Source organism: Kitasatospora sp. NPDC101176 (assembly GCF_044768035.1).
Lineage (GTDB): Bacteria > Actinomycetota > Actinomycetes > Streptomycetales > Streptomycetaceae > Kitasatospora.
On sequence record NZ_JBIWPA010000028.1, the window covers coordinates 74,884 to 100,127 of the forward strand.

A 25,244-nucleotide genomic window follows, 5' to 3' on the forward strand; every position below is an offset into this window, starting at 1 on the left:
GCGGCGCCGGGGCACGCCCTCGGGCGGCGCGCTAGCGCAGCACGCCCGCGTCCATGCCCACCGACTCGGCGGGCAGCGCGACCAGTCCCGGCTCGGCCGGGGAGGCGAGCCGGGGGTGGGTCGGCAGCACCCGGACGGTGTAGCCGAACGGGCCGGTCCGGCAGAGCTCCAGCGAGCCCTCGTAGCGGGTCCGCCCGTCCAGGTCGGGCCCGCCGACCGGCTTGAGGGCGAGCACGCAGGCGTCCGAGATGCCGTCCGACTCGTCGACCCGCCCGGAGACCGCCTGCACCTCGACGTCGCCCGGCGCGAGCGCCCCGAGCGCGACCTGCACCCGCAGCGCCAGCGAGCTGCCGAGCTCCTGCGCCTCGTCCGGGCAGTCCGCCTCGACGTGCTCGACCCGCACGGCCGGCCAGGCCTCGCGGACCCTGGCCTTCCAGGCGGCCAGTTCCTGGGCGCCGCGGTGGGCCGAGCCCGCCAGCTCCCGCTGGGCCAGCGCCGCCGGGGTGTACAGCCGGTCGACGTACTCGCGGACCATCCGCCCGGCCAGCACCTTGGGCCCGAGGGTCACCAGGGTGTGCCGGACCATCGCGATCCAGCGGTGCGGCAGCCCGTCCGCGCCGCGGTCGTAGAAGCGGCCGGCGACCTGCTCCTCGATCAGGTCGTACAGCGCGGCGGCCTCGATGTCGTCGCGCCGCTCGGCCTCGCCGCTGTCCGGGTCGAGCACGCCGCCGGTCTCGTCGGCGGTCGGGATCGCCCAGCCGTTCTGGCCGTCGTACCACTCGTCCCACCAGCCGTCCAGGACGGACAGGTTGAGGCAGCCGTTCAGCGCGGCCTTCATCCCAGAGGTGCCGCAGGCCTCCAGCGGGCGCAGCGGGTTGTTCAGCCAGACGTCGCAGCCCGGGTAGAGGAGCCTCGCCATCGCCATGTCGTAGTCCGGCAGGAAGACGATCCGGTGCCGGACGGCCGGGTCGTCGGCGAAGGCCACCATCTGCTGGATGAGCCGCTTGCCGCCGTCGTCGGCCGGGTGAGCCTTGCCGGCGACCACGATCTGCACCGGCCGGGTGGGGTGCAGCAGCAGCGCCCGCAGCCGGTCCGGGTCTCGCAGCATCAGGGTGAGCCGCTTGTAGGAGGGCACCCGGCGGGCGAAGCCGATGGTGAGCACGTCGGGGTCGAGCACCGAGGCGACCCAGCCGAGCTCGGCCTCGCCGGCGCCGCGCTGGCGCCAGGAGGCGCGCAGCCGGCGGCGGGCCTCCTCGACGAGCTGGGCCCGCAGGCTGCGGCGCAGGTCCCAGATCTCGGTGTTGCCGATCCGCTCCAGGCCCGTCCAGCGCTTGGCGTCACCGGTGGTCATGGCGTCCTCGGCCCGCTCGGCGCCGATCTCGGCCGCGCCGAGCCGGACGACCGCCGGGTCGATCCAGGTGGCGGCGTGGACGCCGTTGGTGACCGAGGTGATCGGCACCTCGGCGGCGTCGAAGCCGGGCCAGAGGCCGTTGAACATGGAGCGGCTGACCTCGCCGTGCAGGGTGGAGACCCCGTTGGCGCGCTGGGCGAGCCGCAGGCCCATGGCGGCCATGTTGAAGAGCTTCGGGTCCCCGCCGCGCCAGGTCTCGGCGCCGAGCGCGAGCACCGGGTCGACCGGGACGCCGGGGAGCGCGGCGTCGCCGCTGAAGTGCCGGGCGACGAGCTCGCGGTCGAAGCGGTCGATGCCCGCCGGGACGGGCGTGTGGGTGGTGAAGAGGGTGCCGGCCCGGACGGATTCCAGGGCGGCGGCGAAGTCGAGGCCGGCGCCCTCGGGGGCGGCCGGGCCGACGGCGACCAGCTCGCGGATCCGTTCGACGCCGAGGAAGCCGGCGTGGCCCTCGTTGGTGTGGAAGACCTCGGGGGCGGGGTGCCCGGTGAGCCGGCAGTAGGTGCGGACGGCGCGGACGCCGCCGATGCCGAGGAGCATCTCCTGGAGCAGCCGGTGCTCGCTGCCGCCGCCGTAGAGGCGGTCGGTGACGTCGCGTTCGGCGGGCGAGTTGGCCTCGATGTCGGAGTCGAGGAGCAGCAGCGGGACGCGCCCGACCTGGGCCTTCCAGACGTGCGCGGCCAGGGTGCGGCCGCCGGGCAGGGCGAGGTCGACCCGGGCGGGCGTGCCGTCGGCCTCCCGGAGCAGGCTGACCGCGAGTTCGTCCGGGTCGAGCAGCGGGTAGCGCTCCTGCTGCCAGCCGTCCCGGTTGAGGGACTGCCGGAAGTAGCCGTGCCGGTAGAACAGTCCGACGCCGATGATCGGGACGCCGAGGTCGCTGGCGGCCTTGAGGTGGTCCCCGGCCAGGATGCCGAGCCCGCCGGAGTACTGGGGCAGCGCCGCGGCGATGCCGTACTCGGGCGAGAAGTAGGCGATCGCGGCGGGCGGCGGGGTGGGGCCGGCCTCCTGCTGGGCCTGGTACCAGCGCGGGCCGGTGAGGTACTCGCGCAGGTCCTCGGCGAGGTCGCCGAGTCTGCGCAGGAAGCGCCGGTCGGCGGCGAGCGCGGCGAGCCTGGCGGCCGGGACCTCCCCGAGCAGCCGCACCGGGTCCTCGCCGGTCGCGGCCCAGACCTCCGGGTCCACGGACCGGAAGAGGTCCCTGGTCTCGGGGTGCCAGGACCAGCGCAGGTTGAGGGCCAGCTCGTGCAGCGGCTGGAGTTGTTCGGGCAGGACGGTGCGGACGGTGAATCTGCGGATTGCCTTCACGGCGTGAAGCGTAGCCGTGACGGCCGTCGTGGCAGTGCGTCAAGTGGCCTATTGGGCATCCGTTCGGGCTATTGATGAGATCGCATTCGGCGCATTGGTCTGCACGGGGGGCGCGCGAGGCGCACATTCCGGGGGTCCGCGCTACCAATGCGTGAACACTGCGGAACAGGTCCATTTCCGATGGCGCATCCACTCAGGACAAAGCCCGAAACTACTGTCGTACCGCTGCAAAAGTCTTGTCGCCGGTGCGAGGATGACCCAGGGTCGTAGCTGCTGCGGGGAGTACGGCGACGGGTGGCGTCCCCCTCGAAGCAGCACGTCCGAATCCTTTTCGCGTTGATCGTTCCCCTTCCCTCTTAGCCCATTCGGCGCTCACCGCGCACCGACGCGTGTCCTCGTGCTCGGGCTGCTCGTTCACGGGTGGACCGGGTCGCCCAGGGGCGTGCCCCTGGAGGCGTGCGCCGGGACGCGCGCGGGCTCCGGGGCCTCCCGCCGCGGGCTCGGCGGGCGCCGGGCGGTTGCCGGGGACGGCGGCGCGGGCAGGCTTCCGGTCGCACGTCCTCCCCACCCAGCAGTCCTCCGGTACTCCCCTGGCCCAGCCCGGCCCGCGGGAGTTGCCGCCGATCTCGGGCAGGAGTTTGGCATGCACGGCGACACGCGGGACCAGTCCACACCGGTGGCCGAAACCATCGACGCAGCGGTCGCGGAATCCGCCGGACGGACGGATTCTGACACTCGGACAGACCCGGCGATGCCGGCGCCCCGGGCCGGGGCGGTCCGGACCGAGCCGGCCGACGCGGCCCGACAACCCGGGGCCGAGGACGGCCGGACGGCGGCTCCGCGCAGGCGCACCACCACGACGCGCCGCACCGCCGCCACCGCGAGGAGCGCGGCGGAGCCCGCCGCCACGGCGGCCGTCACCCCGAAGGCCGCCACCCCGAAGGCCGAGGCTGTGCCGCGCAAGGCCGAGGCCGCGCCGCGCAAGGCACCCGCCCGCAAGCCAGCCGCCCGCAAGACGACAGAGAGCGACACCGTGATCGGCCGCATCCCCGTCCTGGACGTCAGCCCCCTCGTCGACTCCGGCCGCCGCCCGGCCAAGGCCGTCGTCGGCGAGACCTTCCTGGTCACCGCCACCGTGTTCCGCGAGGGCCACGACGCCGTCAACGCCAACGTGGTGCTGCGCGACCCGCGCGGCCGCAGCGGCCCCTGGACACCGATGCGCGAGCTCGCCGAGGGCACCGACCGCTGGGGCGCCCACGTCACGCCGACCGCGCCCGGCCGCTGGTCGTACCTGGTCGAGGCGTGGAGCGACCCGATCGCGACCTGGCGGAAGACCGCGGCGGTGAAGCTGCCCGCCGGCATCGACACCGCGCTGGTCCTGGAGGACGGCGCCCGGCTGATGGAGCAGGCCGCGGCCGGGGTGCCGAAGAAGGAGGGCCGCGCGCACGTGCTGGCCGCCGCCGACGCACTGCGCGACCCGGGCCTGCCGCCGCTGTCCCGGCTGGCCGCCGCGCTCGCCCCCGAGGTGCTGGACCTGCTGGCCCGCCACCCCCTGCGCGAGCTGCTCAGCGCCTCCCGCCCGCTGCCGCTCCAGGTGGACCGCGAACGCGCCCTGTTCGGCTCCTGGTACGAGTTCTTCCCCCGCTCGGAGGGGGCGGTGGTGGACCCGAACGGGGTCGAGCCGCCGCGCTCGGGCACCCTGCGCACCGCCGCGGAGCGGCTGCCGGCCGTCGCCGCGATGGACTTCGACGTGGTCTACCTGCCTCCGGTCCACCCGATCGGGCGAGCCTTCCGCAAGGGCCCCGACAACACCCTGACGGCCGGTCCGCACGACGTCGGCTCGCCCTGGGCGATCGGCTCCCCGGAGGGCGGCCACGACGCCGTCCACCCGGACCTCGGCACCATCGAGGACTTCGACCACTTCGTCGCCGAGGCCCGGGCGCTGCACCTGGAGGTGGCGCTGGACTTCGCCCTGCAGTGCTCCCCCGACCACCCGTGGGTGAACAAGCACCCGGAATGGTTCAGCCACCGCTCGGACGGCACCATCGCGTACGCCGAGAACCCGCCGAAGAAGTACCAGGACATCTATCCGATCAACTTCGACCAGGACATGGACGGAATCGTCAAGGAAACCGTCCGCCTCCTCCGGTTCTGGATGTCCCACGGCGTCCGGATCTTCCGCGTCGACAACCCGCACACCAAACCGGTCGTGTTCTGGGAGAAGGTGCTCGGCGACATCGCCCGCACCGACCCGGACGTCGTCTTCCTGGCCGAGGCCTTCACCCGCCCCGCGATGATGCACACCCTGGCGAAGATCGGATTCCACCAGTCGTACACGTACTTCACCTGGCGCACCACCAAACCGGAACTCACCGACTACCTCACCGAACTCACCGGTGACGCCGCCGCCTACATGCGGCCCAACTTCTTCGCCAACACCCCGGACATCCTGCACGGCTACCTGCAGCACGGCGGCCGGGCCGCCTTCGCCGTCCGCGCCGTGCTCGCCGCCACCCTCGCCCCCAGCTACGGCGTCTACGCCGGCTACGAGCTGTTCGAGAACGAGCCGGCCCACCCCGGGTCGGAGGAGTACCTGCACTCGGAGAAGTACGAGCTGCGCCCGCGCGACTGGACCCGCGGCGACTCCCTCGCCCCGCTGCTCACCGTGCTGAACCGGCTGCGCCGGCGCCACCCCGCCCTGCAGCAGCTGCGCGACCTGCGCTTCCACCCCACCGACAACGACCAGGTGCTCGCCTACTCCAAGACCGCGACCACCCCCGAGGGCATCACCGACCAGGTCATCACCGTGGTCAACCTCGACCCGCACCACGTGCAGGAGGCCACCGTCACGCTCGACGGCGACGGCCCGTTCGCGGTGCACGACGAGCTCACCGGCGCCGTCTACACCTGGGGCCGGCACAACTACGTCCGGCTCGATCCCTCAGCCGAGCCGGCTCACCTCCTCACGGTTCGGAGGAACCCAGCGTGACAGTGAACGAGCCCGTCCCCGACACCTTCCCGGAGACCTCGAAGAAGAACCTGGACCCGGAGTGGTTCAAGCGTGCGGTCTTCTACGAGGTGCTGGTGCGGTCCTTCCAGGACAGCAACGGCGACGGGGTCGGGGACCTCAAGGGGCTCACGGCCAAGCTCGACTACCTGCAGTGGCTCGGGGTCGACTGCCTCTGGCTCCCGCCGTTCTTCGCCTCGCCGCTGCGCGACGGCGGGTACGACGTGGCCGACTACAAGTCGGTGCTGCCGGAGTTCGGCGACATCGCCGACTTCATGGAGTTCGTCGACGCCGCGCACGCCCGCGGCATGCGCGTGATCATCGACTTCGTGATGAACCACACCAGCGACCAGCACCCGTGGTTCCAGGCCTCCCGGGCGGACCCGGACGGCCCGTACGGCGACTTCTACATGTGGGCCGACGACGACAAGCAGTACCCGGACGCCCGGATCATCTTCGTCGACACCGAGACCTCCAACTGGACCTACGACCCCGTCCGCAAGCAGTACTTCTGGCACCGCTTCTTCTCCCACCAACCGGACCTCAACTACGACAACCCCCGGGTCCAGGACGAGATGATCGCCGGGCTGCGGTTCTGGCTGGACCTCGGCATCGACGGCTTCCGGCTGGACGCGGTGCCGTACCTCTTCGCCCGCGAGGGCACCAACTGCGAGAACCTCCCGGAGACCCACGAGTTCCTCAAGCGGGTCCGCAAGGAGATCGACGCCGACTACCCCGACACCGTGCTGCTCGCCGAGGCCAACCAGTGGCCCGAGGACGTCGTCGACTACTTCGGCGACTTCACCGCGGGCGGCGACGAGTGCCACATGGCGTTCCACTTCCCGGTGATGCCGCGGATCTTCATGGCGGTGCGGCGGGAGTCGCGCTACCCGGTCTCGGAGATCCTCGCCAAGACCCCGCAGATCCCCAACGGCTGCCAATGGGGCATCTTCCTGCGCAACCACGACGAGCTGACCCTGGAGATGGTCACCGACGAGGAGCGCGACTACATGTACGCGGAGTACGCCAAGGACCCGCGGATGCGCGCCAACGTGGGCATCCGCCGCCGGCTCGCCCCGCTGCTGGAGAACGACCGCAACCAGATCGAGCTGTTCACCGCCCTGCTGCTCTCCCTCCCCGGCTCGCCGGTGCTCTACTACGGGGACGAGATCGGCATGGGCGACAACATCTGGCTGGGCGACCGGGACGGCGTGCGCACGCCGATGCAGTGGACCCCGGACCGCAACGCGGGTTTCTCCTCCGCCGACCCGGGCAGGCTCAGTCTGCCGCCCATCATGGACCCGGTGTACGGCTACCAGGTGACCAACGTCGAAGCGCAGCAGAGCAGTTCGAGTTCGCTGCTGCACTGGACGCGTCGCATGATCGAGATCCGCAAGCTCAACCCGGCGTTCGGCCTCGGCACCTACACCGAACTGCCCTCCAGCAACCCCGCCGTGCTCGCCTTCGTGCGCGAGCACGAGGGGGACCTGGTCATGTGCGTGAACAACTTCTCGCGGTTCGCGCAACCGACCGAACTGGACCTGCGGCAGTACGGCGGACGGTACCCGGTCGAACTGATCGGCGGGGTGCGCTTCCCCTCGATCGGCGAGTGGCCCTACCTGCTCACCCTGGCCGGCCACGGCTTCTACTGGTTCCAGCTCCGGCAGCCCCCGCGCCTGAGCGGGACCAGGCGCTCGAAGTAACGATCCGCCGCACCCGGCCCGCACCGCACCACCAGACCCTCCGGGGGCGCGAGTTGAACCCCCGCGCCCCCGGAGTTCTCTGCACCACCGCGTACGGAGAACAGCCCAACGGCCACCCACACGAAGGCGTGACACCTGAGCCCCGCTCGCGTGCCGTCGCCGCCGCGCCGCCGAAATCCGGAAGACTGACGGACCCGGCCAGACCCGTCGGGCAGTCCGCCCGCTTCCGGGGAAAGGGAGTCATGTCCGAAACCTCCCGTTCTCAAGCCCACGTGCAGCACGACGCCCCGGCCGGCTCCGCCGCGCCGGCCGCCGCGCGGAGCACCGGGGCCCGGAGAACCGCCCTGGGGGTCAGCGAACTCGTCCAGGCGGCCCTGCCGCTGATCGCCGAGTGGCTCCCCACCCAGCGCTGGTACGCCGGGAAGGGACGGCCCATCACCGGCCTCACCCCCGTGGTCGGCACCCCGCTGCAGGTCGGCGACCCGGCCCTGCTGCACCTGCTGCTGCGGGTCGAACACGCCACCACGGCCGGCGCCCCGCACGGCGACATCTACCAACTACTGCTCGGCATCCGCTCCCACGGCTCCGCGGACATCGACCCCGGCGCCGTGCTCGGCCGGCTCAGCCAGGGCCCGTACGACGGCGCGGCGCTCTACGACGCGGTGCACGACCCGGAGCTCACCGGACGGCTGCTGGAGCACCTCGCCACCGGCGACCGCTTCGGCTCCCTCGCCTTCCGCCGCACCCCCGGCTCCGGGCTCCCCGCCAACCTCCCCGGCCGCGCCTCCACCGCCGAGCAGTCCAACAGCTCCGTCATCTACGGCACCTCCTACATCCTCAAGCTGTTCCGCCGCATCCACCCCGGCACCAACCCCGACCTCGAACTCTCCCTCGCCCTCTCCCGGGCCGGCTCCACCCGGATCCCCCGGGTCGCCGCCTGGTTCGAGAGCCGGATGGAACGCGCCGAACCCGCCACCCTCGGCCTGCTGCAGCGCTACCTGCCGGACGCCGAGGACGGCTGGGAGCTCGCCCTCGACCAGGTCGGCCGGCTCAAGGGCGACCCGTCCCCCGGCAACTTCGCCATCGAGGCCCACCGGCTCGGCCGCGCCACCGCCGAGGTCCACCGGGTACTGGCCCGCTCCATGCCGGTCGCCCGCCTCGACCGCACCCAGACCCGCATGCTCGCCACCACCATGGCCGACCGGCTGGACAGCGCCGTCGCCGCCGTCCCCGGCCTGCTGCGCTACCGGGCCGCGCTGCGCAGCGCCTTCCAACAGCTCGCCGACGCCCACCCCGACGGCCTGCCCGTCCAGCGCATCCACGGCGACCTGCACCTGGGCCAGGCCATGCGCACCCCGCACGGCTGGGTGCTGCTGGACTTCGAGGGCGAACCCGCCAAGTCCGTCAACGAACGCCGCGAACCGCAGCCCGCGCTGCGCGACGTCGCCGCCATGCTCCGCTCCTTCGACTACGCCGCCGCCCACCTGCTGGCCGGCGGCCCCGTCGACCCGGAGCTCGCCCACCTGGCCGCCGCCTGGGCCCAGCGCAACCGCACCGCCTTCTGCGCCGGCTACACCGCCGGCGGCGGCGCCGACCCGGCCGCCTCCCCCGAGCTGATGCGGGCGCTCGAGATCGACAAGGCCGTGTACGAGGTGGTGTACGAGGCCCGGCACCGCCCGAGCTGGCTGCCGATCCCGCTCGCCGCGATCAACCGGCTCGCCCTCACCGTCTGACCCGCCCGACCCCGGTTCCGCCGCCCAGGAGCACAGCCCACCCCCGCCGCAGGAGGACCCAGCCGTGACGCCGCTCGACCCGCCCGGCCGCACCACCCGCCCCGTACCCGCCACCTTCCTGGCCGGCCCACCCCGTGCCGGGGCGCGCAGCGCCGCCGACGAAGACGGCGACGGCGAGCGACGCACCGACGGCGCCGACCCGGCCGGCGCGGATCCGGGCTGCGCGGATCCGGCCGGCGCGGACCCGGGCGGCCCGGAGCGCGCCGACGCGGTGGCGGCGGCCGCCGCGCCCGGCGGGCGCGCCGCGGTGCTGCGGCTGCCCGAGGCGCCCCTGCCCCCGTCCGAGGTGGACCGGCTGGTCGGCGGACAGCACCACGACCCGCACGCCCTGCTCGGCGCCCACCCGGTGCACGGCGGCACCGCGATCCGGGTGCTGCGCCCCTTCGCCGACCGGGTGGTCGTCGAGACCGACCAGGGCCCGGCCGAACTCACCCACCAGCAGGGCGGCCTGTTCACCGGCCTGGTGACCGGCGGCAGCGTCCCGGACTACCGGCTGCTGGTCGGCTACCCCGGCGGCGAACCGCTGCTCCAGCACGACGGCTACCGCTGCCCGCCCACCCTCGGCGAGCTCGACCTGCACCTGATCTCCGAGGGCCGGCACGAGCAGCTCTGGCAGGCCCTCGGCTCGCACCTGCGCACCGTCGACGGCGTCGCCGGCACCGCCTTCGCGGTCTGGGCCCCGAACGCCGTCGGGGTCCGGCTGATCGGCGACTTCAACCACTGGAACGGCACCGGGCACCCGATGCGCTCGCTCGGCTCCTCCGGCGTCTGGGAACTCTTCGTCCCCGGCCTCGGCGAGGGCGCCGCCTACAAGTACGAGATCCACACCCGGCAGGGCTGGGTGCTCGACAAGGCCGACCCGCTGGCCCGCGCCGCCCAGTGCCCGCCCGGCACCGCCTCGGTGGTCACCGCCTCCCGCCACACCTGGCAGGACGGCGAGTGGATGGCCCGGCGGGCCCGCGCCGCGCACCACCGGGCGCCGATGTCCGTCTACGAGCTGCACCTGGCCTCCTGGCGGCCCGACCTCACCGGCTACCGCGAGATCGCCGAGGAGCTGCCGCGCTACCTCAAGGAGCTGAACTTCACCCACGTGGAGTTCATGCCGGTCATGGAACACCCCTTCGGCGGCTCGTGGGGCTACCAGGTGTCCGGCTACTACGCCCCCACCGCCCGGCTCGGCAGCCCCGACGACTTCCGGTACCTGGTCGACACCCTGCACCAGCACGGCATCGGCGTGATCGTCGACTGGGTGCCCGCCCACTTCCCCAAGGACGGCTTCGCGCTCGCCCGCTTCGACGGCGAGCCGCTCTACGAGCCCGCCGACCCGCTGCGCGCCGAACACCCCGACTGGGGCACCCTGGAGTTCGACTACGGCCGCACCGAGGTGCGCAACTTCCTCGTCGCCAACGCGGTCTACTGGTGCGAGGAGTTCCACATCGACGGCCTGCGGGTCGACGCCGTCGCCTCGATGCTCTACCTGGACTACTCCCGCGAGGGCGGCGCCTGGACGCCCAACCAGTACGGCGGCCGGGAGAACCTGGACGCGGCCGCGTTCCTGCAGGAGATGAACGCCACCGTCTACCGGCGCTGCCCCGGGGTCGTCACCATCGCCGAGGAGTCCACCGCCTGGGACGGCGTCACCCGCCCCACCGACGGCGGCGGCCTCGGCTTCGGCCTCAAGTGGAACATGGGCTGGATGCACGACTCGCTGGTCTACATGTCCAAGGAGCCGGTGCACCGCAAGTACCACCACAACGAGATCACCTTCTCGATGGTGTACGCCTACTCGGAGAACTACGTCCTGCCGATCTCCCACGACGAGGTGGTGCACGGCAAGCAGTCCCTCGTCTCCAAGATGCCCGGCGACTGGTGGCAGCAGCGCGCCAACCACCGCGCCTACCTGGGCTTCATGTGGTCCCACCCGGGCAAGCAGCTCCTCTTCATGGGCCAGGAGTTCGCCCAGGGCGCGGAGTGGGACCACGAGCAGGGCCCGCAGTGGTGGGTGCTCGACGAGCAGTGGCCGGCCCACCGGGAACACCTGGGCGTGCGCCGCCTGGTCCGCGACCTCAACCGGCACTACCTCGACACCCCCGCCCTCTGGGAGCGCGACACCACCCCGGACGGCTTCCGCTGGCTCGACGGCGGCGCCGCCGAGGACAACCTGCTGTCCTTCGTCCGCTACGCCGCCGACGGCTCCCCGCTCGTCGCGGTCTGCAACTTCTCCCCCGTCGTCCGGCACGGCCACCGGGTCGGCCTGCCCGCCCTGGACGGCCGCGACCAGCTCTGGGAGGAGCTGCTCAACACCGACGACGAGGCCTACGGCGGCAGCGGCATCGGCAACTCCCACCCGGTCAAGGCCGAACCCGTCGCCCGCGACGGCCAGCCCCGCTCCGCCGAACTCGTCCTCCCCCCGCTCGCCACCCTCTGGCTCCGCCCGGCGCGCTGAGGCCCCGGGCGCCCGTCCGCCACGGCGGGCGGGCGCTCACCGGGGGGCGGTGACCGGGAACCCGAGCTCCTCGGCCGCCCTGGCGAGCTCGAGGTCGTAGGTGACGAAGTCCGTGAGTTCGGCACGGAACGGCTCCGCGCTGGCCAGGTGGAGCGCGTCGAGCGACCCCAGCCGTGCGGTGCGGTAGGCGAGGGCTCTGGCCAGGACAGCACTGCTGAGATCGACCTGGTAGGCGCCCCGGAGCGCCTGGTCGACGTGGTACGGGACCAGCTGGTGCGACAGGCCCGCCCGGAGCAGCGTACGGGTGATCTCCAACCGGGCGAGCTCGCTGGTGATCAGCTCGGTACCGTCGGGGAGTGCCTGGCGCCAGGCGCGCAGCGCGGCCGTCTCGGGCTCCGGCTTGATGAACTTCAGCAGCGCACACGAGTCCAGGTAGATCAACGGTCGCGCTCCCGGTTCCGGTCTTCGATCAGCAGGTCCGACAGGCTGCCCACGTCCGGCAACAGGTCGAGGGCGAGTTCGGGCATGCCCTGCTCGGCGGGCGGAGTGACCTCGCCGATCGCGACCATGTGTTCGAGGACCGTCGCCGGAGCCGTCTCCGGCACCAGTCTCATCACGGGCCGCCCGCGGTCGGTCACGACGATCGTCGCGCCGGCACGGACCCGCGCGACCGCCTTCGAGGGGTTCTGGTTCAGTTCACGCAGTCCCATGGTCTCCATACCAGCCAATGTAACTACATCATGTAGGTACATCAAGGGGGCGGGTTCGCGCAAATCCCCGTTCCGGGCCCTTCGTCCCTTGCTCCCCGGGGGTGGTTCTGCTCGCGGGCGGGTGTTCGTGGTGCGAAGGTATGGTCGACACGACCACCAGCTGAGACGACGGGACGGAGAATCCGGCGTGGCGCGCAGCGTGTACGTGACCGGGATCGACCGGGGGGACGGCCGCCAGGCCGTCGAACTCGGGGTCATGGAACTGCTCACCCGCCAGGTGGACCGGGTCGGGGTGTTCCGGCCGCTGGTGCACGCGCACGCGCCCGGGGCGGTGGGCTCGGACCACGTGGTGGAGCTGCTGCGCGGGCGCTACCGGATCGACCTGCCGGCGGCCGAGCTGTACGGGCTGACATACGAGGAGGCGGCCGCCCTGCAGGCCGCGCAGGGGCAGGACGAGCTGGTGTCCACGCTGGTGGACCGGTTCCGCGCGCTGGAGCGTCGCTGCCAGGCGGTGCTGGTGCTCGGCACCGACTTCGCCGACACCAACATCCCGGACGAGCTGGCCTTCAACGCCCGGCTGGCCAACGAGTTCGGTGCGGCCGTGCTGCCGGTGGTCGGCGGGCACGCCGAGGACCCGGAGGCCGTGGTCGCCGAGGTCCGCAACGCCCACCGGGCGTACACCGACCTGGGCTGCGAGACACTGGCGATGGTCGCCAACCGGGTCGCCCCGGGCGCCAAGCAGCGGATCCAGCGCAAGCTGACCGAGAAGCTGCCGATCCCCGCCTACGTCATCCCGGAGGAGCCCGCGCTGGCGGCGCCGACCGTCGCGCAGCTGGTCGAGGCGACCGGCGCCGAGGTGCTGCTCGGGGACGCGGCCGGCCTGGCCCGCGACGTCCGCGGCTTCGTCTTCGGCGGCGCCATGCTGCCGACCTTCCTGGACGCGCTGACCGAGGGCGCCCTGGTCGTCACCCCCGGGGACCGCGCCGACCTGGTGATCGGCTCGCTGGCCGCGCACGCCGCCGGGGCACCGCCGATCGCCGGCGTGCTGCTGACGCTCGGCCAGCACCCCGGCCCGAACGTGATGGCGCTGGCCGCGCGGCTCGCCCCGGGCACCCCGGTGGCGGTCGTCCCGGAGGGCAGCTGGCCGACCGCCGCCACGCTGACCCACCTGGAGGGCAAGCTCACCGCGGCCAGTCCGCGGAAGGCCGAGATCGCCCTGGGCCTGTTCGAACTGCACGTCGACACCGTCGAGTTGACCAGCCGGATCGAGGTCGGCCGGTCCGAGCGGGTCACCCCGATGATGTTCGAGCACGAGCTGCTGGAGCGGGCCCGGGCCGGCCGGCGGCACGTCGTCCTGCCGGAGGGCACCGAGGAACGGGTGCTGCGCGCGGCGGAGATCCTGCTGCGGCGCAACATCTGCGACCTCACCCTGCTCGGCGAGGTCGACGCGGTGCGCCGCAAGGCCGCGGGGCTCGGGATCAACCTCCCGCAGGAGCAGCCGGACGCCGACCGGGCGCAGGTCCGGATCGTCGACCCGACCACCAGCCCGCTGCGCCGCCAGTTCGCCGAGCTGTACGCCCGGCTGCGCGCGCACAAGGGGATGACCGTGGAGCTGGCGCTGGACGTCGTGACGGACGTCAGCTACTTCGGCACCCTGATGGTCCAGGAGGGCATCGCGGACGGGATGGTCTCCGGCGCGGTGCACTCCACCGCGGCCACCATCCGGCCCGCGTTCGAGGTGATCAAGACCTCGCCGGGCGCGGCGATCGTGTCGAGCGTCTTCTTCATGTGCCTGGCGGACCGGGTGCTGGTGTACGGCGACTGCGCCGTCAACCCGGATCCGGACGCCCAGCAGCTGGCGGACATCGCGATCCAGTCCGCCGCCACCGCCGCGCAGTTCGGGGTGGAGCCGCGGGTCGCGATGCTCTCGTACTCGACCGGCACCTCCGGCTCCGGCGCCGACGTCGACAAGGTCCGCAAGGCCACCGAGCTCGTCCGCGAGCTGCGGCCGGACATCCTGGTCGAGGGCCCGATCCAGTACGACGCGGCGGTGGACGAGCACGTCGCGGCGACCAAGCTGCCCGGCTCGCCGGTGGCCGGCCGGGCCACCGTGCTGATCTTCCCGGACCTCAACACCGGCAACAACACCTACAAGGCGGTCCAGCGCTCGGCGGGCGCGGTGGCGGTCGGGCCGGTGCTGCAGGGCCTGCGCAAGCCCGTCAACGACCTCTCCCGCGGCGCGCTGGTCGAGGACATCGTCAACACCGTCGCGATCACCGCCATCCAGTCCCAGGACCGCAAGGAGCCGCAGGCATGACCGAAGGTACCCGCGTCCTCGTGCTGAACGCCGGCTCCTCGTCGGTGAAGTACCAGCTGATCGACATGCTGGACGGCGCCCGGCTCGCCTCCGGGCTGGTCGAGCGGATCGGTGAGCCGAGCGGCCGGCTGGTGCACACCCCGCGCTCGGGCGGGCCGCGCGAGGCCGTGCAGGTCTTCCCGGACCACTCGGCCGCGCTGAAGGCCGTCGCCGAGGAGCTCGCCGCCGACGGGGTCGGGCTGGACTCCCCGGAGCTGGCCGCGATCGGCCACCGGGTGGTGCACGGCGGCAAGCGGTTCACCGAGCCGACCGTGATCACCGACGAGGTGCTCCGGGAGGTCCGCCGGCTGATCCCGGTCGCCCCGCTGCACAACCCGGCCAACATCACCGGCATCGAGGTGGCGCGGGCGCTGCGTCCGGACCTCCCCCAGGTGGCCGTCTTCGACACCGCCTTCCACGCCTCGATGCCCGAGTACGCGGCCCGGTACGCGATCGACCGTGGCGTCGCGGACGAGCACCGGGTGCGCCGGTACGGCTTCCACGGCACCTCGCACCAGTACGTCTCGCGGGCCACCGCCCGGCTGCTCGGCAAGGACCCGGCCGAGGTGAACGTGATCGTGCTGCACCTGGGCAACGGCGCCTCCGCCTCGGCGGTCGCCGGCGGCCGGTGCGTGGACACCTCGATGGGCCTCACCCCGTTGGAGGGCCTGGTGATGGGCACCCGTTCGGGTGACATCGACGCGGGCGTGGTGTTCCACCTGCACCGGGTCGGCGGACTGTCCGTCGACGAGATCGACGACCTGCTCAACCGCCGCAGCGGCCTGCGCGGCCTGTGCGGCGACAACGACATGCGCGAGATCATGCGCCGGGCCGAGGCCGGGGACGCGGACGCCCGGCTGGCCTTCGACGCGTACGTGCACCGGCTGCGCAAGTACGTCGGCGGCTACTACGCGGTGCTCGGCCGGGTGGACGCGATCGCGTTCACCGCGGGTGTCGGGGAGAATGCGGCGCCGGTGCGCGCGGCGGCCACCGCAGGGCTGGACGAGCTGGGCATCGCGGTCGACCCCGAGCTGAACTCGGTGCGCTCCGCGGAGCCCAGGATCATCTCGCCGGCGTACTCCCGGGTGGCGGTCGCCGTGGTGCCCACCGACGAGGAACTGGAGATCGCCCGCCAGGCCTTCGCCCTGGTGCACCAACGGTCCGAGGGGTGAGACGGTCCGGGGACTGACACACCGTCGTCTCGCTCCGCGGAATCCTTCGTCGGCGATTCCTCACGATTCGTGCCGAATGCACCTATAACACGAACGGATAGACTGACCCATATGCGCCGAGCGAAAATTGTCTGCACCCTGGGTCCGGCGACGGACTCCTACGAACAGCTGAAGGCCATCGTCGAGGCGGGCATGAACGTCGCCCGACTGAACATGAGCCACGGCAACCACGCGGACCACGAGGAGCGGTTCCGCAAGGTCCGCCAGGTCTCGGAGGACACCGGCAAGGCCATCGGCGTCCTGGCCGACCTCCAGGGTCCCAAGATCCGTCTGGCGACCTTCGCCAACGGCCCGGTGACCGTCGACAACGGCGACGAGTTCACCATCACCACCGAGGACGTCCCCGGTGACCAGCACATCTGCGGCACCACCTACAAGGGCCTGCCCGGCGACGTGAAGCCCGGCGACCCGATCCTGATCAACGACGGCGTCATCGCCCTGGAGGTCGTCAGCGTCGACGGCCCGCGGGTGAGGACCGTGGTGGTCGAGGGCGGCGTGCTCTCGAACAACAAGGGCATCAACCTGCCCGGCGCGGCCGTGAACGTGCCCGCCCTGTCCGAGAAGGACAAGGACGACCTGCGCTTCGCGCTCCGCCTGGGCGTCGACATGGTCGCCCTGTCCTTCGTCCGCAACGCGGCCGACATCAAGGACGTCCACGAGGTCATGGACGAGGTCGGCATCCGGGTGCCGGTCATCGCCAAGATCGAGAAGCCGCAGGCCGTCGAGGCCATGGAGGAGATCGTCCTCGCCTTCGACGCCATCATGGTCGCCCGCGGCGACCTGGCCGTCGAGTACCCGCTGGAGCGGGTGCCGCTGGTCCAGAAGCAGCTGATCACCCTGGCCCGCCGCAACGCCAAGCCGGTCATCGTCGCCACCCAGATGATGGAGTCGATGATCCACGCCTCGCGCCCGACCCGCGCCGAGGTCTCGGACGTCGCCAACGCCATCCTGGACGGCACCGACGCGGTGATGCTCTCCGCCGAGTCCAGCGTGGGCAAGTACCCGGTCGAGACCGTCCGCACCATGAGCCGGATCTGCGAGAAGGCCGAGGAGGAGCTCGTCTCCCAGGGCCTGCAGCCGCTCAACCCGGGCCGCAAGCCGCGCACCCAGGGCGGCTCCATCGCCCGCGCCGCGTGCGAGCTCGGCGACTTCCTGAACGGCCAGGCACTGGTGGCGTTCACCAAGTCCGGTGACACCGCCCGCCGCCTGTCCCGCTACCGCTCGCCGATCCCGGTGATCGCGTTCACCCCGGACGCCGCCACCCGCAGCCAGCTCTCGCTGAGCTGGGGCGTCGAGGCGCACGTCACCGAGCAGGTCGAGACCACCGACGAGATGGTCGCCCAGGTCGACCGCGAGCTGCTGAAGATGGGCCGGCTCGCCGAGGGCGCGACGGTCATCGTCACCGCCGGCTCCCCGCCCGGCATCCCCGGCAACACCAACATGGTCCAGGTGCACCACCTGGGCACCCGGAGCGAGTGAGCACCCGGTAGCGGAAAACGCCCGTGGGGCGGCCCTCCCGTGCGGGAGGGCCGCCCCACGGGCGTGTCCGGGCCCTACTTGTCGCTGTACGGCGCGTTGTCGTTGAACAGGTGCATCCCGGGGATGGTCAGCGTGCCGCCGAACTGGCCGGCCTGCTTGGCGGTGACCCCGGTGAGCTCCAGGTCCAGCGGGATCGGGATCGAGCCGATCAGGTCGTACAGCCAGCGCGGCAGGGTGTCCGGGGTGAGGGTGATCTCGCCCAGGTCGATCGGGAGCGGCAGGCCGAGCACCTTGGCGAGGTGGCCGGACAGCCGCTCCACGTACATGGTGACCGGGCCGTTGCGCATGGTCGAGGTCGAGCCCGGGGCGCCCTGGACGTGGAACGTGACGCCGTTGCCCTCCAGGGTCGACATGTCGAGGTTGTCGATGTCGACGCTCGACACCACGAACTTCAGGACCCGCTTGCTGCCGGTCGGCGTCTTCACGTCGTAGACGCCGTGGAAGGCCGCGCCGTGCAGCGCCAGCCGGCTGGTCAGCAGCGTCCAGTTCTGCTCCGGGACGACCTGCCCGCTGGCCGGTGCACCGGCCGTCAGACCCCGGGTGTCCACCGCGCAGTTGGGGTTGGCGGACGGCGAGCCGGACGGCGTCGCGGCGGCCCCGGCGGACGGCGCGGCCGTGCCGGAGGCGCCCGCGGAGGGTGCCGCCTTCGGGCTCGCCTTCCCGGTGGCCTTGCCGGTGGCCCCGGCGGACGGCGCGGCGGCGGGCGAGGGCCGGCCGCCCGGGCCACCGGAGGACGAGGCGACGGGCGGCTGCGCGGCGGGCGCCGGGTCCGTCGCCGCACCGGAGGCCGGGGTCTGCGGCGGGGTGGGCTGGGCCGGTGTCCCGATCCGCGGGGCGGCCGGGGCGGGGGCCTGGGTGGTGGCCGGCGCCGGGGTGGTCGGCTGGGCGCTCGGCGTCGCGCTCGGCGAACTGCCCGGGTTCAGCAGGTGGTTGATGCCACCCACGATGTCGTCGATCAGCCCGGCCTGACTGGCCGTGCCGGTGCCGGCACCGGTGCCCTGGTAGACCGCGCTCACCGCGCCCGGGCCGCCGCCGGTGGCGGCGGTGCGGGCGGCCGGCGGCGTCACCGGGGTGGTGGCGCTCGGCGTGCCGGCCGGCGCGGAGGGCTGCGGGGCGGGCGTGCCGCTCGGCGTCGTGGTCGGGAGCGCGCTCGGACCGGTCGAGGGCGGCGTCGACGGCGGTGCCGCGGGCGTCGTCGCGGGCGCGGAGGGAGCCGTGGACGGGCCGGGCGGCGGCTCGGGCAGCTCGCTCTTGGGGACGGGTGTCTCCACCGGCGCGACGTCCGGCACGGCGGCGGGCGCGGTGCCGCAGGGCTTGCCCGCCGACGACTCGGCGACCGCCGGATTGGGGGTGTACGCGGCGGCCATCAGCAGCGCCGTCGGCACCGCGGCCATCGCCAGCGCCCGGCCTCTCAGCCGGACCCGGACCGGGGTGCGCGGCGCCGCGTGCCGGCCGGAGCGCTGCGCGGGGACGGCCTGGCCGCCCGGCTGCTCCTCCGACGTGGTCACCGCGCCTCCTCGGAGTCCCCGGCGGCCTGGCGCGGAACGGTCGCCGTGGCGGGGCCGGCGGCCGGCTCGGGCGCCCCGCCCTGGACGGGCAGCTCGGCGGTGGGCGCCGCGGTGGCGCTCTCGGCCGCCGCCTCGGCCTCGGCCGTGCCGGCGGGGCCGGCGGGGCCGGCGGGGCCGGCGGGGCCGGCGGTGGTGGTCCCCGCGGGCCCGGCGGTGGTCGCCGCCGCGTTCCCGGCCCCGCCCTCGGGCGCGTCCTCGGCCGCCTTCCCGGTGGCGACGCTCCCGGTGGTGGTCACGGTCCCGGTCTTGGGCGCGGTCTCGGTGGCGACGCTCTCCGCGACGGCGTTCCCGGCGGCCTCGGCGCCCTTGCCCCGGCGCCGGCGCGAGCCCCTGGCCGACTCGGCCGCCGGCTCCGGAAGGGGCGCCCAGGAGACCAGCAGCCCGCCGCCGATCAGGCCCGGCAGCAGCGCCAGGCCGAAACCCGCCAGGTTCGAGACGGGGATGGAGACCAGGGTGAGCAGGATCGTCGCAATGCCCGCGAAGACCCGCACGGCGGGCTGGAACCAGCCGGTCAGGCCGAGGATGACCATCAGGACCCCGATGATCAGCGACCCGGCGCCCGCGGTGGTGGACATCGCGATGGTCACGCCGCCGAGCGACAGGTGGGCGTACGGGAAGTAGAGGATCGGAGCGCCGGCGATCATGGCCAGCAGGCCGCCCCAGAAGGGCCTGGTGCGGCGGAATTCTCGGAAGTGCCGCCAGAGCCAGGCGATCGGGTTCTGGTGGCCGGTCCGGGGTTCGACCGTTGCGCTGGACATGGTGCAGCTCCTCGACGTCTCTACGAGGGGGAAAACAAATGGGGGTGAGGCCGGGAACGGCGGTCGCCCGCCGCCCCCGGCCCCGGGAGGACCCGTCGATCGGGTGCGCCGCCCGGCGCACCGTCAGTCAGGGCTCAGAAGCACTCGTTGCCCGCACCGTCACCGTGCTTGAGCGACAGGTTCAGGCCGCTGAGCACGAAGTTGCCGGCCGAGGTGGCGCGCGCGGTCTGCTGGACGTTGTCCAGGATGGCCGAGTCGGCGGCCTGGGCGAAGCCGGTGGCGCCGGTCGGCAGACCCTTGCCCCCGCCCGCCTTGGTGACGGCGCCGTGCGGGGCCCAGCCCTGGGTCGCCGAGCCCGAGAGGGTGGAGGCGTCCTGGCCGATGTTGATGTTCTTGAAGGTCGCGTCGGCCTTCAGCTGCTCCAGGTCGATGAGCAGGTTGTCGGCGTGCACCGGCTTGCTGCCCGCGCCACCGGCGTTCAGCTGGAGGGTGATCTTGCCGAGGCCGAAGGCCGACAGGTCGGTCACCACCGACTGGCACAGGTTGGTGATGTCGGCCGAGTCGAAGGCCGAGACGGCGACCGGGTGCGGCGTGCCGTTGGCCTCGATGTCGACGGTGCCGAACTGGGCGAAGTGGGTGCCCTCGAGGTGAGTGGTGCTCACCTTGAACTGCTGGCCGGAGATGCTGAACGAGGCGGCGAGCGCGCTGTTGGCGATCGAGACGCCGACCATCGCGGTGGCCGCGACGCTCGGCACCATCACCAGTGCGAAGCGCTTCCAGCGGGTCTTGCCGTGGGTCTGGGACATGCGAGTCCTCCTTCTAGGACGTACATCTCCGGCTCCCCGGCGGCGCGTCCCGCGCCGGTGGGGGCCTGGGATGGGAGAGAGCTACGTCCTCGGTAGCGGAGAGCGCCTTGGGCGTCGTCGGACGCGGGAGCGGCCTGCGTGCTGCGGCACTCCCGTCCCTTCACCGACCGTCCTTGTGGGGCGGCGGGCAGGACCGACGACATCGGCGATCACCCCCGAGCGACAACCAGCGACCGCGCAGGGCCGCGCGGCCGGAAAAAGGACAGGAACCGCCGTGGGACCGCGGATACCCCCCTGCCCTCCCTACCGCCGGCCGGGGCCGGCGGATCACCCGGTGGGGATCCCGCGCTCCTCGTGACCGACCGGTGTGTCGGGGGCCGTGGAGTCTGGGACCGGGCGTCGCCGATCGTGCTCGAATCCCGGGCGAAGCACAAGAGGTTCCTTACTGACGGGTAATGCAACACCCGGCGGCGTCGATCATGGAATCAGTGCCTCGTGCACCGTGCGTGACGCCTTGAAGGAAACGTGACGGTGAAATCTGCCGGAAACAGCAGTGAAACACCCGTGGACGGTCACCAGCTGTGACCATCCACGGGTGTTGTCAAGATTTGGTAAACCTCTGTCCGGTTGACCGGATTGTCGCCAAATCACCAGGCGACACCGCAGGTCATCCGACGTGCCACGGCACGCCCGGGCGGGCCCGGAAGCGGCCGGGGCGGGCCCCCGGGAACCACCCGGGGCGAACCCCGGAACCGGCGTCAGAACAGCACGCGCGCCAGCGCCGTCCGGGCCGCGGTGACCCGCGGGTCCTCCGGGCCGATCACCTCGAAGAGCTCCAGCAGGCGCACCCGCGCGGTGTCCCGGTCCTCGCCCGCGGTCCGGCCGACGGTGTCCACCAGCCGTCCGAACGCGTCCTCGACGTGACCGCCCACCAGGTCCAGGTCGGCCGCCCGCAGCTGGGCCGCGACGTCCTTCGGGTCGGCCGCGGCCGCCGAGCGCACGGCCTGCGGGTCCAGACCCTCGATCCGCTGCAGCAGTTCGGCCTGGGCCAGGCCCAGCACGGCCTCGGTGTTGCCCGGCTGGTCGGCCAGCACGTTCCGGTAGGCCTGGATGGCGCCGCCCAGGTCGCCGCTGTCCAGCGCGTCGTGCGCGGCGGCCAGCGCCGGGTCCTCGGGACGCTGCGGGGCGGCGGCCGGGGCCTCGCCCGGGGCGGCGGCGCCGCCGACCACGCCGAAGCGCTGCTCGGCGACGAGGATCAGCTGGTCCAGCACCTTGCGGACGTTGGCCGCGCTCTCGGCGCCCTGGAACAGCGGCACCAGCTGGCCGGCCACCACGGCCATCACGGCCGGGATGCCCTGGATGCCGAACTGCTGGGACAGCAGCGGGTTGGCGTCCACGTCGATCTTGGCGAGCACGAAGCGGCCGGCGTACTCCTCGGCCAGGCCCTCCAGGACGGGGCTGAGCTGCTTGCAGGGGCCGCACCACTCGGCCCAGAAGTCGATGACGACCGGCACCTCGGTGGACCGCTGGACGACCTCGGCCTCGAAGGTGTCCTCGGTGACGTCGATGACGAGCGCGTGGGCGGGCTGGGCGGGGGCGACTCCGGCCGCCTCGGCGGCGGCCGCCTGACGGGCCCGCTCGACCCGGGCCTGCTCGGCCTTCTGGGCAGCCTCGCCGGCTGCCTTCACTGCGGCGAGGTCGACCGCACCGCGCAGGGCGGAGCTGTTGAGACGCGAATTCCGTGGCTGCATGGCACCATCCTCCCCCGTCCGCGCTGCTCGCGGGCACCAACCTCCGGAAAGTCGCCCCGCGCGGGCCGCGCGGCGCGGGTTCCCGGGCGCCGCGCCCCTCCCCCGGTAGCCTGAACCGTTCGGCGCGGATCCCCACCCGCGCCCGCGCCGCCCCGTCCCACGGGTGCGGCGCCTGGTTGTCACTGCTTTCGCTACGAGTCGTAGCGTAACTGGAGCCCGGCCCCCGCCCGCAAGCCCCTCCGGCGGTTCGGGGACGTGACCTGCCCCACTTTCGCGGGCGGCCCGACTGCCCGAATCGGCCGACAGCCGCTACCGTTACCAGCCCCGCCCAAGTTACTCACCAGTAAAGCGCAAGGAGGCCCGGTGCCGGCCGCCCAGCCCCCCGCCAGCCCGGACGTCGCCGCCCCGGAGCCCGCGGACGACCCCGCCCCCGCGGCCGGCGCCGCGGCCAGGGCCAAGGGGAGACCGCGCAGCGCCGCCGCCGACCGCGCCATCCTCGACGCCACCCGCGAGGCCCTCGCCGAACTCGGCTGGGGCGGGCTGACCATGGGCCACGTCGCGACCCGGGCCAAGGTCGCCAAGACCACGCTCTACCGCCGCTGGCCGTCCAAGAACGAGCTGGTGGTCGACGCCGTCGCCAGCCTCTTCGACGACCTGGTGATGCCCGACCTCGGCAGCCTGCGGGCCGACATCGAGGCCGTGGTCGCCCAGTTCGCCGACCTGCTGGCCCGCCCCGAGACCCAGGCAGCGCTGCTCGCGCTCTTCGCCGAGGGCACCCGGGACCCGCAGCTGCGCCGCCGGATCCGGGAGGCCATCGTCGACCCGCAGAAGCGGCTGGTCCGGCAGGGCCGGGCGGCCGCCCAGACCCGCGGCGAACTCGCCCCGGACACCGACCCGGAGACGGCCTGCGAGGAGATCGACATCATCTTCGACACCATCGCCGGGACGGTCGAGCACCGCGTCCTGGTGAGCGGCGAGCCGATCACCGCCGACTGGACCCGCCGGTTCACCAACCTGCTGCTCGGGCCGTTCCCGAGCCTGGTGACCGACTGAGGACCGGCCGGGGACCGGCTCGGGACCGACCGGGGGAGGACACGGCGGAGCCGCCCCGCACCGGGGTGCGTGCGGGGCGGCTCCGCAGGCGTCCGAGGGGCGCCGGGCCCGGTGGCCGTCAGAAGGCGGCGTTCTCCTGGTAGGTGCCCCACTCCTGGCGCAGCGCGTTGCAGATCTCGCCCAGGGTCGCCTCGGCGCGCACCGCGTCCAGCATCGGCGGGATCATCGACTCGCCCGAGCGCGCGGCCGCCAGCATGGCGTCCAGCCCGGCCCGCACCGCCGCGTCGTCCCGGCCCGCCTTGCGCTCCCGCAGCACCCGCACCTGCTCGCGCTCGACCTCGTGGCTGACCCGCAGGATCTCCAGCTCGGGGGTGACGCTGCGCGGGTGGCAGTTGACGCCGACCACGCGCTTGTCGCCCTTCTCCACCGACTGCTGGTACTGGAAGGCCGCCTCGGCGATCTCGCCGGTGAACCAGCCCTCCTCGATCCCGCGCAGGATGCCGGCGGTGATCGGGCCGATCCCGTGGTCCTCGTGCCCCTTGTCCAGGATCCGCTGGAAGATCGCCTCGGCCTGCTGCTCGATCCGGTCGGTGAGCGCCTCGACGTACCAGGAGCCCCCCAGCGGGTCGGCCACGTTGGCGACGCCGGTCTCCTCCATCAGCACCTGCTGGGTGCGCAGGGCGATCTCGGCGGCCTGCTCCGAGGGCAGCGCCAGGGTCTCGTCCAGGGCGTTGGTGTGCAGCGAGTTGGTGCCGCCCAGCACGGCCGACAGCGCCTCGACGGCGGTGCGGACCACGTTGTTGTACGGCTGCTGCGCGGTGAGCGAGACGCCGGCGGTCTGGGTGTGGAAGCGCAGCCACTGCGCCTTGTCGGTCTTGGCGCCGAAGCGGTCGCGCATCCAGCGGGCCCAGATCCGGCGCGCGGCGCGGAACTTGGCGATCTCCTCGAAGAAGTCGAGGTGCGCGTCGAAGAAGAAGGACAGGCCGGGCGCGAAGACGTCCACGTCCAGGCCGCGGGAGAGGCCCAGCTCGACGTAGGCGAAGCCGTCGGCGAGGGTGTACGCCAGCTCCTGCGCGGCCGTCGCCCCGGCCTCCCGGATGTGGTATCCGGAGACGGACAGCGGCTTGTAGGCGGGGATGCCCTGGGCGCAGTAGGCCATCAGGTCGCCGATCAGCCGCAGGTGCGGCTCGGGGGCGAAGAGCCACTCCTTCTGGGCGATGTACTCCTTGAAGATGTCCGTCTGCAGGGTGCCGTTGAGCACCGCCGGGTCGACGCCCTGGCGCTCGGCGGCGACGAGGTACATGCAGAAGATCGGGACGGCCGGGCCGCTGATCGTCATCGAGGTGGTGACCTCGCCGAGCGGGATGCCGTCGAACAGCACCTCCATGTCGGCGGCCGAGTCGATGGCCACGCCGCAGTGGCCGACCTCGCCGAGCGACTTCGGGTCGTCGGAGTCGTAGCCCATCAGGGTGGGCATGTCGAAGGCGACCGAGAGGCCTCCGCCGCCGGCCTCCAGGATCATCCGGTAGCGCTCGTTGGTCTGCTGCGCGTTGCCGAAGCCGGCGAACTGGCGGATGGTCCAGGTGCGGCCCCGGTAGCCCGTGGGGTGCAGCCCGCGGGTGAACGGGTACTCGCCCGGCCAGCCGATCCGCTCGAAGCCCTCGACGGCCTGCCCGGGGGCGGGCCCGTAGACCGGCTCGACCTCGTCGCCGGACAGGGTGGTGAAGTCGGCGTCCCGCGTGCGGGCCTTGTCGTACCGCTGCTGCCAGCGCTGCCGTCCGCGCTCGATCTCCTCGGCGTCCATGACCC

The 25,244-nt window shown here is 73.1% G+C and carries 16 protein-coding genes; 8 read left to right on the forward strand and 8 right to left on the reverse strand.

Annotation, left to right across the window (positions count from 1 at the left end; all coding sequences use genetic code 11):
• Nucleotides 1-31: 31 nt before the first annotated feature.
• Nucleotides 32-2,713: an alpha-glucan family phosphorylase gene (gene glgP, locus ACIRS1_RS29745; protein ID WP_402845103.1), complete on the reverse strand. Its 2,682-nt coding sequence runs from the start codon at nt 2,711-2,713 to the stop codon at nt 32-34.
• A 1,033-nt stretch (nt 2,714-3,746) separates the two neighbouring features.
• On the opposite strand from glgP, the gene ACIRS1_RS29750 reads away from it, so the two are divergent.
• From ACIRS1_RS29750 to glgB, 4 genes are all read left to right on the forward strand, one after another.
• Nucleotides 3,747-5,702 (forward strand): alpha-1,4-glucan--maltose-1-phosphate maltosyltransferase, encoded by a 1,956-nt coding sequence (locus ACIRS1_RS29750; RefSeq protein ID WP_360204868.1) that lies wholly within the window; start codon nt 3,747-3,749, stop codon nt 5,700-5,702.
• The gene (gene treS / locus ACIRS1_RS29755) at nt 5,699-7,423 is read left to right on the forward strand and encodes a maltose alpha-D-glucosyltransferase (RefSeq protein ID WP_360204719.1); all 1,725 of its coding nucleotides are present in this window, start codon (nt 5,699-5,701) and stop codon (nt 7,421-7,423) included. Before ACIRS1_RS29750 ends, treS begins: the two co-directional genes overlap by 4 nt.
• 242 nt (nt 7,424-7,665) lie before the next feature.
• Nucleotides 7,666-9,156 (forward strand): maltokinase N-terminal cap-like domain-containing protein, encoded by a 1,491-nt coding sequence (locus ACIRS1_RS29760; protein ID WP_360204717.1) that lies wholly within the window; start codon nt 7,666-7,668, stop codon nt 9,154-9,156.
• Nucleotides 9,157-9,220: 64 nt separating this feature from the next.
• Nucleotides 9,221-11,662, forward strand: a complete 2,442-nt coding sequence (gene glgB / locus ACIRS1_RS29765; protein WP_402845106.1) for a 1,4-alpha-glucan branching enzyme — start codon at nt 9,221-9,223, stop codon at nt 11,660-11,662.
• A 36-nt stretch (nt 11,663-11,698) separates the two neighbouring features.
• Here glgB and ACIRS1_RS29770 read toward each other — a convergent pair whose 3' ends face one another.
• Both ACIRS1_RS29770 and ACIRS1_RS29775 read right to left on the reverse strand, forming a co-directional pair.
• Nucleotides 11,699-12,103: a type II toxin-antitoxin system VapC family toxin gene (locus ACIRS1_RS29770; RefSeq protein WP_402845108.1), complete on the reverse strand. Its 405-nt coding sequence runs from the start codon at nt 12,101-12,103 to the stop codon at nt 11,699-11,701.
• Nucleotides 12,100-12,381, reverse strand: a complete 282-nt coding sequence (locus ACIRS1_RS29775; protein ID WP_402845110.1) for a type II toxin-antitoxin system Phd/YefM family antitoxin — start codon at nt 12,379-12,381, stop codon at nt 12,100-12,102. The genes ACIRS1_RS29770 and ACIRS1_RS29775 overlap by 4 nt, the downstream gene beginning before the upstream one ends.
• 178 nt (nt 12,382-12,559) lie before the next feature.
• On the opposite strand from ACIRS1_RS29775, the gene pta reads away from it, so the two are divergent.
• The 3 genes from pta (at nt 12,560) to pyk (ending at nt 17,439) form a co-directional block, all read left to right on the forward strand.
• The gene (gene pta / locus ACIRS1_RS29780; RefSeq protein WP_402845111.1) at nt 12,560-14,689 is read left to right on the forward strand and encodes a phosphate acetyltransferase; all 2,130 of its coding nucleotides are present in this window, start codon (nt 12,560-12,562) and stop codon (nt 14,687-14,689) included.
• A complete protein-coding gene (locus tag ACIRS1_RS29785; protein WP_360204706.1) occupies nt 14,686-15,900 on the forward strand; it encodes an acetate kinase in 1,215 nt (404 codons plus the stop codon). The genes pta and ACIRS1_RS29785 overlap by 4 nt, the downstream gene beginning before the upstream one ends.
• Before the next feature lie 111 nt (nt 15,901-16,011).
• Complete coding sequence (gene pyk / locus ACIRS1_RS29790; protein ID WP_360204703.1) at nt 16,012-17,439, forward strand: pyruvate kinase; 1,428 nt, start codon at nt 16,012-16,014, stop codon at nt 17,437-17,439.
• A 74-nt stretch (nt 17,440-17,513) separates the two neighbouring features.
• On the opposite strand, the gene ACIRS1_RS29795 is transcribed toward pyk, so the two are convergent.
• The 4 genes from ACIRS1_RS29795 to ACIRS1_RS29810 form a co-directional block, all read right to left on the reverse strand.
• A complete protein-coding gene (locus tag ACIRS1_RS29795) occupies nt 17,514-19,007 on the reverse strand; it encodes a hypothetical protein (RefSeq protein WP_402845113.1) in 1,494 nt (497 codons plus the stop codon).
• Complete coding sequence (locus tag ACIRS1_RS29800; protein WP_402845115.1) at nt 19,004-19,825, reverse strand: DUF6114 domain-containing protein; 822 nt, start codon at nt 19,823-19,825, stop codon at nt 19,004-19,006. The genes ACIRS1_RS29795 and ACIRS1_RS29800 overlap by 4 nt, the downstream gene beginning before the upstream one ends.
• Before the next feature lie 134 nt (nt 19,826-19,959).
• On the reverse strand, nt 19,960-20,631 hold the full coding sequence (locus tag ACIRS1_RS29805) for a DUF6230 family protein (RefSeq protein ID WP_360204698.1): 672 nt from the start codon (nt 20,629-20,631) through the stop codon (nt 19,960-19,962).
• Nucleotides 20,632-21,389: 758 nt separating this feature from the next.
• On the reverse strand, nt 21,390-22,382 hold the full coding sequence (locus tag ACIRS1_RS29810) for a tetratricopeptide repeat protein (protein ID WP_360204695.1): 993 nt from the start codon (nt 22,380-22,382) through the stop codon (nt 21,390-21,392).
• Nucleotides 22,383-22,745: 363 nt separating this feature from the next.
• Between ACIRS1_RS29810 and ACIRS1_RS29815 the strand changes: the two genes are divergently transcribed.
• Nucleotides 22,746-23,435, forward strand: coding sequence for a TetR/AcrR family transcriptional regulator (locus ACIRS1_RS29815; protein WP_387902232.1), 690 nt, complete (start codon nt 22,746-22,748; stop codon nt 23,433-23,435).
• Nucleotides 23,436-23,553: 118 nt separating this feature from the next.
• On the opposite strand, the gene ACIRS1_RS29820 is transcribed toward ACIRS1_RS29815, so the two are convergent.
• Nucleotides 23,554-25,239 carry a methylmalonyl-CoA mutase family protein gene (locus ACIRS1_RS29820; RefSeq protein ID WP_360204692.1) on the reverse strand — a complete coding sequence of 562 codons (1,686 nt, stop codon included), beginning with the start codon at nt 25,237-25,239 and terminating at the stop codon, nt 23,554-23,556.
• Between the last annotated feature and the right edge of the window lie 5 nt (nt 25,240-25,244).